Here is a 13,601-nt window from a genome sequence, read left to right on the forward strand (position 1 = left end):
GGCCGTGGTGGCGCGGCGCGTCCCGCTGGACGTCACGCGACGCGGAGGACGTGCTTGCCGCGGACGCCGCCCGCCTCCAGGGCGCGGTGCGCGTCGGCCACGGCGGCGAGGGAGTGGACGGTGTCGACCACCGGCCGCAGCACGCCCCGCTCGGCCAGTTCCGCCGCCCGCGCCAGCAGCGCGGTGTCGGGGGCGCCGCTGAAGAACCGGACCCGGCGCCGCCCGTGCACGGTGGAGGCCAGCAGGTAGCCGACCGCCGCGGGCAGCCTGGCGTAGTCGAGGGCGATCGCCACCATGCGGCCGCCCGGCGCCAGCAGGCGCCGGAACGCGCGGTGCTCGCTACCGACGGTGTCCAGCACGACGTCGAACTCCCCCAGATCGGCGGGACCGTGGCTCCGCCGGTCCAGGACCTCGTCGGCGCCGAGATCTGTCAGGAACTCCCGCGCGCCCTGACTGGCCAGCGCGGTGACACGGGCGCCGAGATGCTTGCCGACCTGCACGGCGACGCTGCCGACGCCGCCCGCCGCCCCGCGCACCAGCAGCCGCTCCCCCGGGCGCAGCCCGGCCTTCGCGCTCAGCGCGGTGAGAGAAGTGGTCGCCCCGGCGACCAGCGACGCACTCTCCGTCGCGGAGAGCGCGGCCGGCGCGGGCGCGGTCCGGTCCGCCGCGACCGCCACGTACGCGGCGGCGGAGGCCATGGTGCGGCCGAGCACTCCCCAGACCCGCTCCCCGAGCTCCCTGCCGACCACCCCGGGGCCCACCGCCACCACCTCTCCGACGAGGTCGATGCCGAGCCGCTGCGGGAACCGGCGGCCGGTCATCAGCCTGATGCGGCCGGAGCGCGCGGCGAGTTCGCCGCCGTTGACCCCCAGCGCATGCACCCGGACGAGGAGTTCACCCGCCCCGGCGGTCGGGCGGGCGACCCGTCCGACGCGGAGCACGTCGGGCGGCCCGTAGCGGTCGAAGAGCACTGCGTCCATGTCGGTCACGGTCGGTCCCGTCTCGCGGCGCCGCACCGGTCGGCACGGACCGGGGCTGATGCGCACGGCCCTCGACGGGACCGCTGCGCCACGCTAACCAGCGAAACGGACGACACCTTCCGTTCTCGTTAAAGTGAGAGTCATGGCTGATCAGCGCTCTCGGACACTGGACGGCACGACGGCGGACCGGACAGGTACGTCGGCCGACAGGCAGGGGCAGGAGGGGCAGGGGAACGACCGACAGGGGAGCGACGGGCTCCGGTCCGACGCCCGCCGGAACCGGGAACGCATCCTCGCCGCCGCGCGCGAGGCCTTCGACGCCCAGGGCATCGACGCTCCGCTCACAGCGGTCGCCCGCCGCGCCGGGGTCGGGCCCGCCACGCTCTACCGGCACTTCCCCACCCGCGCCGCGCTGGTGACCGAGGCGTTCCGACAGCAACTCGACCACTGCCACCAGCTGATCGAGGAGGCGGTCACCGACCCCGACCCGTGGCGCGGGCTGTGCACCGTCGTCCACACGATGACCGACATCCTGGCGGTCCACCGCGGTTGCGCGGCGGCGTTCCACACCCGGTTCCCCGGCGCCGTGGACTTCAACGCGGAGCGGGACCGCGCGGAGGCGCAGCTCGCGGAGCTGGTGTCCCGCTGCCGACAGGCCGGCGTGCTGCGCGCGGACTTCGACCTCTCGGACCTCAGCCTGCTCTTCCTCGCACAGCACGGCGTTGCCGCAGGGCCGCCGGAGGTCGCGCTGGCGGCCACGCGGCGGCTCGTCGGCTACCTGCTCCAGGGCTTCCGTGCCGAGGGCGCCCCGCCGCTGCCGCCGCCCGCGCCGCTGCGGCTGGACCAGGTGCACGGCGTCGCCGCACCGGACTGAACCCGCCCGGCCCGTGGCTCCGGCCGCGCGTCAGCCGGCGCGGCGGGTGATTTCCTCGGCGCGGACGGCGGTGACGAAGCCGGACCAGGCAGCGGCCGGGATCACTAGAAAGGGGCCGCCCGGAACCTTGGAATCCCGCACCGGCAGCACCCCCGGCACCCCATCCGCCACCTCGACGCAGGAACCGCCGTCACCGTTGCTGTGGCTCGATGCGCGCCAGCATGCGCGGCTCGGGTCGAACGGAGTCGTCATGACGTCGGTACTCCTCCATGATGGATTCCAACAGGCTCAGAGACGCCGCCGGCGGCAGCGCCGCAGCTTTGGCCAGATCGTACGCGTCACGGCATTTCCGAACCAGGTCCGGCGTATCGGCATCGGCCACCCGCCCGGTGCATGCGCCTTCTTCGTAGGCGAGATCCGGTTGGTCCTGAAACTTGAGAACCGTGACCATGGATGCCATGGCGGCGTGAGAGCCGTGGCTGAACGGAACCACTTGGACCGTGACACGGTGCCGCCGCACCAGCGCCGCGATGTGCGCCAGTTGGGCTGCCATCAGGGCAGGGTTGCCGACGACGATCCGCAGCACTGCCTCGGAGAGGATGAACCACGCCTCCGGCAGCTCCTTCCCCAACAGCCGCTGTCTCGCCATGCGGTTGGTGATCTGCTCTTCGAACTCCTCCTCTCGCCAGGAGAAACGAGAGGTCCGAAAGACGACGCGGGCGTACGCCTCGGTCTGCAACAGCCCGGGTACGAGCGCGGGAGCGAACTCCTCGATGCGCTTCGCTCCCTGCTCGGCCAAGGCGACCCGCTCGAAGTACTCGGCGAACGGCCGACGCTTGAGGAACCGGCGGAAGGTCCCGCCGGTGTCGAAGATCTCGTCGAGGCGTTCGGCATCCTGCGGGCACGGCTTGCGACGCCCGGCCTCCCAGTGAGTGACCAGCGTCGCGTGGACCCGCAGCCGGTCACCTAACTCGATCTGCGTGAGGCCGGCGCGCTCCCGGTGGGCGCGGAGTTCCTCGGCGTACGGCTCTCGCGATGCCATGACGGTCCCCTCCCGATGACGACGGTGGTCCCCTCAGCGGGGTGACCGTCAGCCTAGGAGGGCTCTCAGCGCTCCGTGTCCGATCCACTGCGGGAGGTCACCGCGCTGTACCGAATGGGAGCCCTCCCAGCGCAAGCAGCGGCCCAACTCCGTTACTGGGCAGACGAGTTGATTACACGGGCGCATCCGGGCATACAGCAGCGCGAAGGACACCGGTGCACCACCCTCGCGCCGCCGAGAACGGTGACCTCGACAGCACGACCAGCGAAACTCCAGCAGTAGGTCAAAGCATCGGGAGCCAACCCAGACCTCTGTCGCACCGGAGACGAAAGCCCCGTGATCGACCGTCATGATCGAGCTGACAGCGAATGACCGCTCCGAATTGCCCACCGCGGCGGGACACCAGAGGGGCGCCCAGAATGCATCTCATGTGGCGGGAGACCGGAGCAGCCCGGCGTCGACCTACGCGTGTTCACTCCGGCTTTCAGTCATCGCACCGGACCGGACGTGCGAAATGGGCACGGTGGATTCACCCACGTGGACACTCGGCCTCCACGAACGGGCACGCCGGGCCTGCCACCAGCTCCGCGCCGCGTGAACCACGAGAGCAAACGCAGCGGCGACGGCGACGACCCGGATCAGCTGCCACGTCGCCCCCACCATCGGACCTTGCCGTTCCGCCTCCACAGCCAGCCGCATGGAGGTCTCGTAGAAGGCCACGAACGGGACGACCAGGCGGAAGGCCAGCCCGCGGACGCCAGGCGTGCGCGCCAGGTACCCCAGGAGTCCCACGGGCGCACCCAGCAGGAAAGCCATCGCTCCCCAGATGATGATCACCGAAGAGATCCCCCCGCCGGAGGCAGCGTATTCCATCCCTACGGGAACGAGGGGACTGATGTGCTTGTACAGGTAGTAGGCGATCACGCCGATGGTCAGGCCGCAGGAGGACAGCAGCGCCGACTCGGTCTTGGATCGGCTGAAGTAGCCCACCAGGAACGCGTAGCCTGCCCAGGACCAACCGCCGGAAAGTACCAGGTGCAAGGCCACCGCGACGGGGTCGTCCCATTTCCCGGCCAGGGGACCTGCTATGCCGAGCAGCAAACCGGCCAGGAGGCACACTGCAACCGGAATGGCGCGAACACGTAAGTAGCGCATGATTCTCTTCCGCCGGGAGATTCATTCGAAGGAGGTGGCGCGCCGCGGGTGTCGTGGGAGCGCTCGACAGCACCCGGGAGCGCTCCAACCTACCGCCGGTCGCCCCGCCGGTCGCCGGTCGAACGCATCGCCAGACAGCACGTGTTCAGGGCACATCCGGCACGCGGCAATGCGGAGGGCGCCGGGGCGCGGTCGGCCGGCGGCCGACCTCAGCCGAACAGCTCCGGCAAGGTCCGCTCGTTGGCCTCGCGCAGCTCGGCCAGCGTCAGGGTGAACTCACCCTGCACCTCGACGGCGTCGCCGTCGACGACGCCGATGCGGGTCACGGGCAGGCCGCGGGCACCGCACATGTCGTTGAACCGCACCTCCTCGCTGCGCGGGACGGCGACGACCGCGCGGCCGGCCGACTCCGAGAAGAGGAAGGTGAACGCCGACAGGCCGTCCGGGACGACCAGGCGGGCGCCCTTGCCGCCCTTGAGGCAGGACTCCACCACGGCCTGGACGAGCCCGCCGTCGGAGAGGTCGTGCGCGGCGTCGATCATGCCGTCGCGCGAGGCGTTGACGAGGATCTCTCCGAGCAGCCGCTCGCGCTCCAGGTCGACCTGGGGCGGCAGACCGCCCAGGTGGTCGTGGACCACCTGGGACCACGCCGAGCCGCCGAACTCCTCGCGGGTGTCGCCGAGGAGGTAGAGCAGCTGGCCGTCCTCCGTGAACGCCATCGGCGTGCGGCGGGTGACGTCGTCGATGACGCCGAGCACGCCGACCACCGGGGTGGGGTGGATGGCCTGCTCGCCGGTCTGGTTGTACAGCGAGACGTTGCCGCCGGTCACCGGAGTGCCGAGCGTCTGGCAGCCGTCGGCCAGGCCGCGGCAGGCCTCCGCGAACTGCCACATGACCGCCGGGTCCTCCGGCGAACCGAAGTTGAGGCAGTCGGTGACGGCCAGCGGCACCGCGCCGGTGGCGGCGACGTTGCGGTACGCCTCGGCCAGCGCCAGCTGGGCGCCGGTGTACGGGTCGAGCTTGGCGTACCGGCCGTTGCCGTCGGTGGCGACCGCGACGCCGAGGTTGGTCTCCTCGTCGACGCGGATCATGCCGGAGTCCTCGGGCTGCGCCAGCACGGTGTTGCCGAGGACGTAGCGGTCGTACTGGGAGGTGACCCAGGTCTTCGCCGCCTGGTTGGGCGAGGAGACCAGCGCCAGCACCTGCTCGCGCAGCGCGTCGGCGTTCGCGGGCCGCGCCAGCCGGGCGGCGTCGTCGGCCTGGAGCGCGTCCAGCCAGTCGGGCCGGGCGAACGGCCGCTCATAGACGGGGCCCTCGTGGGCGACGGTGCCCGGGATCACGTCGACGATCTGCTCGCCGCGCCAGAAGATCTCCAGGCGGTCGCCCTCGGTCACCTCACCGATGACGGTGGCGATGACGTCCCACTTCTCGCAGATCTCCAGGAACCGCTCGGTGTTCTCCGGGGTCACGATCGCGCACATGCGCTCCTGCGACTCGCTCATGAGGATTTCCTCGGGCGAGAGCGTCGCGTCGCGCAGCGGAACGGTGTCCAGCTCGACCCGCATGCCGCCGGAGCCGGCCGAGGCCAGCTCGGAGGTGGCGCAGGAGAGCCCGGCGCCGCCGAGGTCCTGGATGCCGACGACGAGGTCCTCGGCGAAGACCTCCAGGGTGCACTCGATGAGGAGCTTCTCCTGGAAGGGGTCGCCGACCTGGACGGCCGGGCGCCGCGAGGGGCCCTCGGCGTCGAAGGTCTCCGAGGCCAGCACGGAGACGCCGCCGATGCCGTCGCCGCCGGTGCGGGCGCCGTAGAGGATGACCTTGTTGCCGGTGCCGGACGCCTTGGCGAGGTGGATGTCCTCGTGCTTCATCACGCCGACGCACAGGGCGTTGACCAGCGGGTTGCCCTGGTAGCAGGGATCGAAGACGATCTCACCGCCGATGTTGGGCAGGCCCAGGCAGTTGCCGTACCCGCCGATGCCCGCGACGACGCCGGGCAGCACCCGGCGGGTGTCGGGGTGATCGGCGGCGCCGAAGCGCAGCGGGTCCATGACCGCGACCGGGCGGGCGCCCATGGCGAGGATGTCGCGGACGATGCCGCCGATGCCGGTCGCCGCGCCCTGGTAGGGCTCGATGTACGAGGGGTGGTTGTGCGACTCGACCTTGAAGGTGACCGCGTAGCCCTGGCCGATGTCGACGACGCCGGCGTTCTCGCCGATACCGACGAGCATGGCGTCGTTCTCCGGGGCCTTCTCGCCGAACTGGCGCAGGTGCACCTTGCTCGACTTGTACGAGCAGTGCTCGGACCACATGACGGAGTACATGGCGAGTTCGGCGCCGGTCGGGCGGCGGCCGAGGATCTCGCGGATGCGCGCGTACTCGTCTTCCTTCAGGCCGAGTTCGGCCCACGGCTGCTCGACGTCCGGGGTCTTCGCGGCGTGCTCGGTGGTGTCGACGCTCATGCCTGAACCAGCTTCTTCAGAACGGAGGTGAAGAACCCGAGGCCGTCCGTGGTCGGGCCGGTCAGCGGCTCCACGGCGTGCTCGGGATGCGGCATCAGGCCGACGACGTTGCCGGCCGCGTTGGTGATGCCGGCGATGTCGCGGCGGGAACCGTTGGGGTTGGAGCCGAGGTAGCGGAAGACGACCCGGCCCTCCGCCTCCAGCTCGTCGAGGGTGCGCTCGTCGGCGACGAAACCGCCCTCGCCGTTCTTCAGCGGAACGGTGATCTCCTGGCCCTCGGCGTAGTCGGAGGTCCAGGCGGTGCCGGCGTTCTCGACCTTCAGCCGCTGGTCGCGGCAGATGAAGTGCAGGTGGTCGTTGCGGGTCAGCGCGCCGGGCAGCAGGTGCGACTCGCACAGCACCTGGAAGCCGTTGCAGATCCCGAGGACCGGCATGCCGCCGCGCGCCTGCTCCACCACGGACTCCATCACCGGCGAGAACCGGGCGATGGCGCCGCAGCGCAGGTAGTCGCCGTACGAGAACCCGCCGGGGAGCACGACCGCGTCGACCTGCTTCAGGTCGCGGTCGCGGTGCCACAGGGCGACGGGCTCGCCGCCGGCCAGCCGGACCGCGCGGCGGGCGTCGTGATCGTCGAGCGATCCCGGAAAGGTGACCACTCCGATGCGGGTGGTCACGAAGCGGCTCCGGCGGTGGTGCCTTCGGCGGACTCCTCCACGCGGACGGTGAAGTCCTCGATCACGGTGTTGGCGAGAAAACTCTCCGCCATCTCACGGATACGGGCGAGCGCGGCATCATCGACCGGGCCCTCCACTTCCAGTTCGAAACGCTTGCCCTGCCGCACATCGGTGATCCCGTCGAAGCCGAGCCGCGGCAGCGCGCGCTGCACCGCCTGGCCCTGGGGGTCGAGGATCTCCGGCTTGAGCATGACGTCGACTACGACGCGAGCCACAGGTACTCCCGGTGGTGTTGGTGCTTGACGCTGCTTCGCTCAGCGTACCCGGGATGAAAATCTACCCGGGTAGATATGTGGGGCACCGGGTCACGGTCGGGTATCGGAACGCCGTTCCGACGGTCGATAATGGTAAAAGGAAGGTAGCCCGGACAACTCGGTGGACGGCACGGCTCGGCGATATTCCCCAGGTACCGCGCAACGGGCCCGAAATAGCGCCGGAGTCCTCCGAGGAGCACCGGGCACGAGCAGCGAAGAATGTTTATGTCCGCCGCTTGCGCGTGACGGCCGGGCAGTCCCGGCGGCCGCGTGCGGGCGACGCGGAGCAGCCGAAAGGACCGGTGCACGTGGCACAGCAGGTAGTGGTCACACTTTCCGACGACATCGACGGGGGCGCGGCCGCCGAGACGGTCGCCTTCGGCCTCGACGGCCGGTCCTACGAGATCGACCTCAACGCCGAGAACGCCGAGCGCCTGCGCGCCGTGCTGGAACCGTTCGTCGCGGCCGGCCGCAAGCAGACGCGGTCCGGCAAGTCCTACCGGCACACCGCGGTGGACCCCTCGCCGCGCGCGGTGCGCGCCTGGGCCGACTCCAACGGGATGGACGTCCCCGCACGTGGGCGCATCCCCAAGAAGGTCTACGACGCCTTCAACGCCGCCCACTGACGCGGCGACGGCGCCCCGGCACCGCAGTCGGCGGTGTGCCCCCGACGGCCCACGGCCGGTGGCACACCACTGCCGCGGCGCCGGGGCGTCCTCGTGTCCGCGGCCGGGCGCGCGCCGACCGGAAGGACGGCCGGCGCCCCTCGGCCGGGGCGTGGCGGGGCCCGGCGCACCCCGGCGCGCACCCGCCGAAAGGGTCCGGCCCAACGCGCCGCGACCGCCCGGCAGACGGGGCCGCGCGAGCCCGACAGCCCCTGAGCGGGCTCGACTTGCCATCCACCCCGGGTGATCGGCTAGAGTCTGGAACACGCCGCGAGGGGCAAGGAAGAAATTCCGAGCCACCCGGGGTCGTGCGGGCGTAGCTCAGTAGTAGAGCGCCCCTTTTCCAAAGGGGAGGCGCAGTGTGCAATTCCTGTCGCCCGCTCCGGTTCGCCGGATTGCTTCTCAGGGAGCTCTCCGTCGATCCCGGTCGCACAGACCACCACTCGGTTTCCATCTCGGTGGATTCCCTGCGGGCGTAGCTCAGTAGTAGAGCGCCCCTTTTCCAAAGGGGAGGCGCAGTGTGCAATTCCTGTCGCCCGCTCCGGTTCGCCGGTCCCGCCCCTTCGGGGGCGGGACGTCGGCGCCCGGTCGCACAGACCGTCGAGTCCTCGCACCTCGCGAGGGCGCGCGGACGTAGCTCAGTTGGTAGAGCGCAACCTTGCCAAGGTTGAGGTCGCCAGTTCGAACCTGGTCGTCCGCTCAGCGACGAAGGCCCGGTCCTCACGGACCGGGCCTTCGTCGTTCCCGCATGCCCGCCACGGCTCGCCGCCGGGCCCGGGCGGCGCCCCACCGCCGTGCGCTCTGACATATGTCATAGGAGCTCATGACACGGTGCACTGCCGCCGGGCTCCGGGCGCCGCGAAGCTGGAGTCATGACTGAGCACGTGATCGAAGTGACGGGGCTGCGACGGCGCTACGGAGGCGGCGGCTCGGCGGCCGGGGCCAAGAAGAAGGGCACCGGGATCGCCGGGGCCGCTCTCGGACGCAAGCGCGGCGGCGACGACGGCAAGGGGTTCGAGGCCGTCCGCGGACTGGACTTCTCCGTCCGCCGCGGCGAGGTCTTCGCCCTGCTGGGGACCAACGGCGCCGGCAAGACCTCCACGGTCGAGGTGCTGGAGGGCCTGGCCGCCCCCACCGCCGGCACGGTCAGCGTCCTCGGGATGGACCCGCTCACCGACCGCGCCGCCGTCCGGCCCCGCATCGGGATCATGCTCCAGGAGGGCGGCTTCCCGTCCGACCTGACCGTCACCGAGACCGCCCGCATGTGGTCCGGCTGCGTCAGCGAGCCCCGGCCGATCCAGGAGGCGCTGGAGATGGTCGACATGGAGGACCGCGCCTCCACCCGGGTGAAGATGCTGTCCGGCGGCGAGCGCCGCCGCCTCGACCTCGCGATGGCGCTCCTCGGCTACCCCGAGGTCCTCTTCCTCGACGAGCCGACCACCGGCCTCGACCCCGAGGCCCGCCAGCAGACCTGGGCACTGATCCGACGGCTCCGCGACAGCGGCACCTCGATCATGCTGACCACGCACTACCTCGACGAGGCCGAGAAGCTGGCCGACCGGCTCGCGATCATGCACGAGGGACGCATCGTCCACGCCGGCACCCCCGCCGAGGTCACCGCCGCGCAGCCCAGCCGCATCACCTTCCGGCTCCCCGCCGGGGTGGCGCCGGCGCACCTGCCGGTGTCGCTGCGGGCGGCCGAGTACGTGGACCGGATCGAGATCCGCACCCAGAACCTCCAGGACGACCTCGCCGAGCTGCTGCTGTGGGCCCGCCAGAACGGTGTCGTCCTCGACCAGCTCAACGCCCGCACCGCCTCCCTGGAGGAGGCGTTCCTCGACATCGCCCGGCAGCAGCCGCAGTACGAAGGGGCCCTGTGATGAGTGCCACGACCCGGCAGCCCTCGACCGACCGCCCGACCACCGCTCCCCCGGCCGCCGGCGCGCCCGCCGCGAAGCGGCGGATGCCGGACAGGACCACGCTGCGGCGGCTCAGCGCGCTCAGCCGCGCCGAGCTGACGCTGCTGGTCCGGAACCGCTCCGCGCTCTTCGGCGCCCTGCTGATGCCGCTCCTCATGGTCGGCTTCCTCCTCACCCTCGGCGACACCCTCGGGCTCGGCGACGGCAACCTCTCGGTGGCGGCGGTCATCGGCACCAGCGCCATCGGCATGGTGCTGCTGATGGCGGTCTACTCCACGCTGATCCCCGCCTACGTCGGACGGCGCGAGGAGCGCGTCCTGAAGCGGCTGCGGACCGGCGAGGCAACCGACGCGGAGATTCTCACCGGCACCGCGGTCCCGGCCGTGCTGCTCGCACTGATCCAGTGCGCCGTCCTCATCGGGGCCGGCTCCGCCCACCCCTCGCTGTCGGCGCCCGCCCGGCCCGACCTGCTGATCATCGGCGTCGTCCTCGGCATGCTGATGATGGTCCTCATGGCGATCGTCACCTCGGCGTTCACCCGCACCGTGGAGAGCGCGCAGATCACCGCCCTGCCGCTGTTCCTCATCGCGATGATGACCTCCGGCATGATCACCCAGCTGGACACCCTGCCGGACACCGTGGCCGACATCTTCCGGATCATGCCGTTCACCCCGGTCATGGACCTGGTGCGGGCCGGATGGCTGGACGCCGGCGGCGGCGACGTCACCCGGGCCCTGTTGCTGGCCCTCGCGTGGACGGCCCTGGCAGGCTACGCCGTGCGCCGCTGGTTCCGGTGGGACCCGCGTCAGTGAACGCGGCGACCGCGACGGCTCCGGCGGACCCGGTCCCCCGGAGCCGTTCCGGCATGCGGGGGTCCGACCCGTTGTCGGACGGTGCAGTGGGCAGACGCCCTGTGGCGCCGCAGCGGTCGGCGCCCCGGGCACGGCGGTCGCGACGGTAGCGGAGGCGGCGGCGGGCCCGGCGGTGGTGGAGATCCAGCGAGGAGCAGACGTGCAACAGGTGGTGTCAGCGCTACGGCGCTACCGGGGCAGGGGAAGCCGGGTGCACGTCCGGCACTACACCTACTCCGCGCTCTTCCTCTTCTACTTCCTGGAGGTGTGGCTGGTCAGCGTGTGGTTCGTCGCCATCGCCGACCTCGCGGAGCTCCCGGTGCGGCTGCTGCTGCTCGCCATCGGCCTGGCCCATGTAGCGCTGACCGTGGTCACAGGTCACCGCGCGTTGGTCTCCTACGTCGACGGCGTCCCGTGGCCGTCCCGGCTGTTCCACCTGCTGCTGGCACTGACGCTGGTCGCGGTCGCCTACGGACTGATCCTGGTGGCGACCGGGCGGACCAACCCCGAGGCGGCGCTCACCCTCGCCTGGTTCCCGATGTTCTTCTCCGGCCCGGCGATGCTGCTGCCCTCGCTCCGGCGGGGCATCGCCGTCACGGCGCTGCCGGCGGCGGTGGCGTGGCTGTCGCTCATGGCCCTGGACGTCACCGGCGACGACTTCGCGTCCGCGGTCGCGTGGACGCTGGGCGGCTGCGCCTTCGTCGGCTTCACCTTCCGCAGTTCGGGATGGATCCTGCGCGTCATGGAGGAGCTGCACGCCGCGCGCGAGACCCAGTCGCGGCTCGCCGTCGCCGAGGAGCGGCTGCGGTTCGGCCGCGACATGCACGACGTGCTGGGCCGCAACCTGTCGGTCATCGCGCTCAAGAGCGAACTGGCGGTGCAGCTCGCGCAGCGCGGCTCCCCCGCCGCCGGCGAGCAGATGGCCGAGGTGCAGCGGATCGCCCGGGAGTCGCAGCGGGAGATGCGGGCGGTGCTGCGCGGCTACCGCGCGGCCGACCTGAACGCGGAGATCGCCGGAGCGCGCGGCGTGCTGGAGGCGGCGGGCATCCGCTGCTCCGTGGCGCCGGTGCCGCCCACGCCGCTGCCCCGCGAGGTCTCGGAGGCCCTCGGCTGGGTGGTCCGGGAGGGCGCGACCAATGTGCTGCGCCACAGCGAGGCGACGCGCTGCACGCTCCGGCTGGAGCTGCGGGAGCCGGCGGCCGCCCCCGAGGAGCGGGCACCGCGCCGGCGCGGGCGCCGCGGACTCGGCGGCGGGCAGGCGGACCGTCGGAGGGCGGCCGACGCGGCGGCGGGCGCGGTGGCGGAGCCCGCAACCGCGGTGCTGACGATGGAGAACAACGGGGCCACGCCCCGGACGGGCACGGCGTCCGGCTCCGGGCTGACCGGGTTGGCCGAGCGGCTCGCCACGGTGGGGGGCACCCTCCGGGCAGAGCCGGGCGAGGGGGACACGTTCGTGCTGGTCGGGCGCGTGCCCCTGCCGGCCGCGCCGCCCACGGCGACGCCGGTCGGTACGGGTCGCGTCGGGGACCACGACGCGGCGGCCGACGACGGGACGGGTCCTGTGGCCGACGCCCCCGCGGCTGACGGCGGGACGGCCGACGACGAGGCGGGGACCGCCGCCGGCGCGCACACCGGTGGTGGCACGGAAAGGGAGCGGAACGATGACACGACGGTCTGAGGGCCCGGCCGAGCGCGGCGGGACCGGGACGGGCGACGCAGCCGACCGGGGGGCCGACAGCGGCGGCACGATCCGGGTGCTGCTCGCGGACGACGAGCACCTCATCCGGGGGGCGGTGGCGGCGCTGCTGGCGCTGGAGGAGGACCTCACGGTCGTCGCCGAGGCGGCCGGCGGACCCGAGGCGGTGGCGATGGCGAAGGCGCACCGGCCGGACGTGGCGGTGCTCGACCTCCAGATGCCGGGAGCGGACGGCGTGGCGGTGGCCACCGCGATCCGGGCCGAGCTGCCCGCCTGCCGCACGATGATCGTCACGGGCCACGGCCGACCGGGCCACCTGAAGCGGGCCCTGGCCGCCGGTGTGCGGGGCTTCATGCCCAAGACGGTCTCCGCGCAGCGCCTCGCGGAGATCATCCGCTCGGTCCACGCCGGTCAGCGGTTCGTGGACCCCGACCTGGCGGCGGACGCCATCAGTTCCGGCGACTCGCCGCTGACGACCCGCGAGGCGGAACTGCTGGAACTGGCGGCGGACGGGGCGCCGATCGCGGAGATCGCGGAGCGGGCGGCGCTCGCCGCCGGGACCGTGCGCAACTACCTGTCGTCGGCGGTCGCCAAGCTCCAGGCGGACAACCGGCACGCGGCGGTGCGGATAGCGCGCGAGAACGGTTGGATCTGAGACGGCGGGCCTCACCGCACGGGCGCCGGGCCGGTGGGCGGCGAGCGGGCGTGGGAACCGCGGGTGGGCGCCGCGATCGGCGGAGCGGGGCGGCCCCCGCGCCCCGCCGATCGCGGCGCGCGGGGCGGTACGGGTGGGGTGGACGGGGTGGCGGGAGCACCCTCCGGCGGGGGGTATAGTTGCTTCTGCACCGGGCGCAAGCGCGGGGCACGCGGACGTAGCTCAGTTGGTAGAGCGCAACCTTGCCAAGGTTGAGGTCGCCAGTTCGAACCTGGTCGTCCGCTCAGCGAGAAGGCCCGGTCCTCACGGACCGGGCC

The 13,601-nt window shown here is 72.3% G+C and carries 13 protein-coding genes and 4 tRNA genes; 10 read left to right on the forward strand and 7 right to left on the reverse strand.

Annotated elements, in window-relative coordinates; translation table 11 throughout:
- Window positions 1–32: 32 nt before the first annotated feature.
- On the reverse strand, window positions 33–989 hold the full coding sequence (locus HCN52_RS14725; RefSeq protein ID WP_168088905.1) for an NAD(P)-dependent alcohol dehydrogenase: 957 nt from the start codon (window positions 987–989) through the stop codon (window positions 33–35).
- Between the two features lie 133 nt (window positions 990–1,122).
- Between HCN52_RS14725 and HCN52_RS14730 the strand changes: the two genes are divergently transcribed.
- Window positions 1,123–1,854 (forward strand): TetR/AcrR family transcriptional regulator, encoded by a 732-nt coding sequence (locus HCN52_RS14730; protein WP_168088906.1) that lies wholly within the window; start codon window positions 1,123–1,125, stop codon window positions 1,852–1,854.
- Window positions 1,855–1,884: 30 nt separating this feature from the next.
- Here HCN52_RS14730 and HCN52_RS14735 read toward each other — a convergent pair whose 3' ends face one another.
- The 6 genes from HCN52_RS14735 to purS form a co-directional block, all read right to left on the reverse strand.
- Window positions 1,885–2,106 carry a DUF397 domain-containing protein gene (locus tag HCN52_RS14735; protein ID WP_168088907.1) on the reverse strand — a complete coding sequence of 74 codons (222 nt, stop codon included), beginning with the start codon at window positions 2,104–2,106 and terminating at the stop codon, window positions 1,885–1,887.
- Window positions 2,045–2,896, reverse strand: a complete 852-nt coding sequence (locus HCN52_RS14740) for a helix-turn-helix domain-containing protein (RefSeq protein ID WP_168088908.1) — start codon at window positions 2,894–2,896, stop codon at window positions 2,045–2,047. The genes HCN52_RS14735 and HCN52_RS14740 overlap by 62 nt, the downstream gene beginning before the upstream one ends.
- 462 nt (window positions 2,897–3,358) lie before the next feature.
- On the reverse strand, window positions 3,359–4,051 hold the full coding sequence (locus tag HCN52_RS14745) for a hypothetical protein (protein ID WP_209314551.1): 693 nt from the start codon (window positions 4,049–4,051) through the stop codon (window positions 3,359–3,361).
- A 209-nt stretch (window positions 4,052–4,260) separates the two neighbouring features.
- Window positions 4,261–6,510 carry a phosphoribosylformylglycinamidine synthase subunit PurL gene (gene purL / locus HCN52_RS14750; protein WP_168088909.1) on the reverse strand — a complete coding sequence of 750 codons (2,250 nt, stop codon included), beginning with the start codon at window positions 6,508–6,510 and terminating at the stop codon, window positions 4,261–4,263.
- Window positions 6,507–7,184, reverse strand: coding sequence for a phosphoribosylformylglycinamidine synthase subunit PurQ (gene purQ / locus HCN52_RS14755; protein WP_168088910.1), 678 nt, complete (start codon window positions 7,182–7,184; stop codon window positions 6,507–6,509). The genes purL and purQ overlap by 4 nt, the downstream gene beginning before the upstream one ends.
- Window positions 7,181–7,459 (reverse strand): phosphoribosylformylglycinamidine synthase subunit PurS, encoded by a 279-nt coding sequence (gene purS, locus HCN52_RS14760; RefSeq protein ID WP_168088911.1) that lies wholly within the window; start codon window positions 7,457–7,459, stop codon window positions 7,181–7,183. The genes purQ and purS overlap by 4 nt, the downstream gene beginning before the upstream one ends.
- Before the next feature lie 347 nt (window positions 7,460–7,806).
- Between purS and HCN52_RS25480 the strand changes: the two genes are divergently transcribed.
- The 9 genes from HCN52_RS25480 to HCN52_RS14805 all read left to right on the forward strand — a co-directional run bounded on the left by HCN52_RS25480 (window position 7,807) and on the right by HCN52_RS14805 (window position 13,568).
- A complete protein-coding gene (locus HCN52_RS25480; protein WP_167974573.1) occupies window positions 7,807–8,124 on the forward strand; it encodes a histone-like nucleoid-structuring protein Lsr2 in 318 nt (105 codons plus the stop codon).
- A gap of 349 nt (window positions 8,125–8,473) precedes the next feature.
- Window positions 8,474–8,545 (forward strand) — tRNA-Gly (locus HCN52_RS14770).
- 87 nt (window positions 8,546–8,632) lie between these two features.
- Window positions 8,633–8,704, forward strand: a tRNA-Gly gene (locus tag HCN52_RS14775).
- 86 nt (window positions 8,705–8,790) lie between these two features.
- Window positions 8,791–8,863 (forward strand) — tRNA-Gly (locus HCN52_RS14780).
- A 172-nt stretch (window positions 8,864–9,035) separates the two neighbouring features.
- On the forward strand, window positions 9,036–10,043 hold the full coding sequence (locus HCN52_RS14785) for an ABC transporter ATP-binding protein (protein WP_168088912.1): 1,008 nt from the start codon (window positions 9,036–9,038) through the stop codon (window positions 10,041–10,043).
- Window positions 10,043–10,894, forward strand: coding sequence for an ABC transporter permease (locus tag HCN52_RS14790; RefSeq protein WP_245175162.1), 852 nt, complete (start codon window positions 10,043–10,045; stop codon window positions 10,892–10,894). The genes HCN52_RS14785 and HCN52_RS14790 overlap by 1 nt, the downstream gene beginning before the upstream one ends.
- A 208-nt stretch (window positions 10,895–11,102) precedes the next feature.
- Window positions 11,103–12,611 carry a sensor histidine kinase gene (locus tag HCN52_RS14795; RefSeq protein ID WP_312876705.1) on the forward strand — a complete coding sequence of 503 codons (1,509 nt, stop codon included), beginning with the start codon at window positions 11,103–11,105 and terminating at the stop codon, window positions 12,609–12,611.
- Between the two features lie 70 nt (window positions 12,612–12,681).
- A complete protein-coding gene (locus HCN52_RS14800) occupies window positions 12,682–13,284 on the forward strand; it encodes a response regulator (protein WP_168088915.1) in 603 nt (200 codons plus the stop codon).
- A gap of 211 nt (window positions 13,285–13,495) precedes the next feature.
- Window positions 13,496–13,568, forward strand: a tRNA-Gly gene (locus HCN52_RS14805).
- The last annotated feature ends 33 nt before the right edge of the window (window positions 13,569–13,601 follow it).

This window comes from Streptomyces bohaiensis, assembly GCF_012033785.1.
GTDB lineage: Bacteria > Actinomycetota > Actinomycetes > Streptomycetales > Streptomycetaceae > Streptomyces > Streptomyces bohaiensis.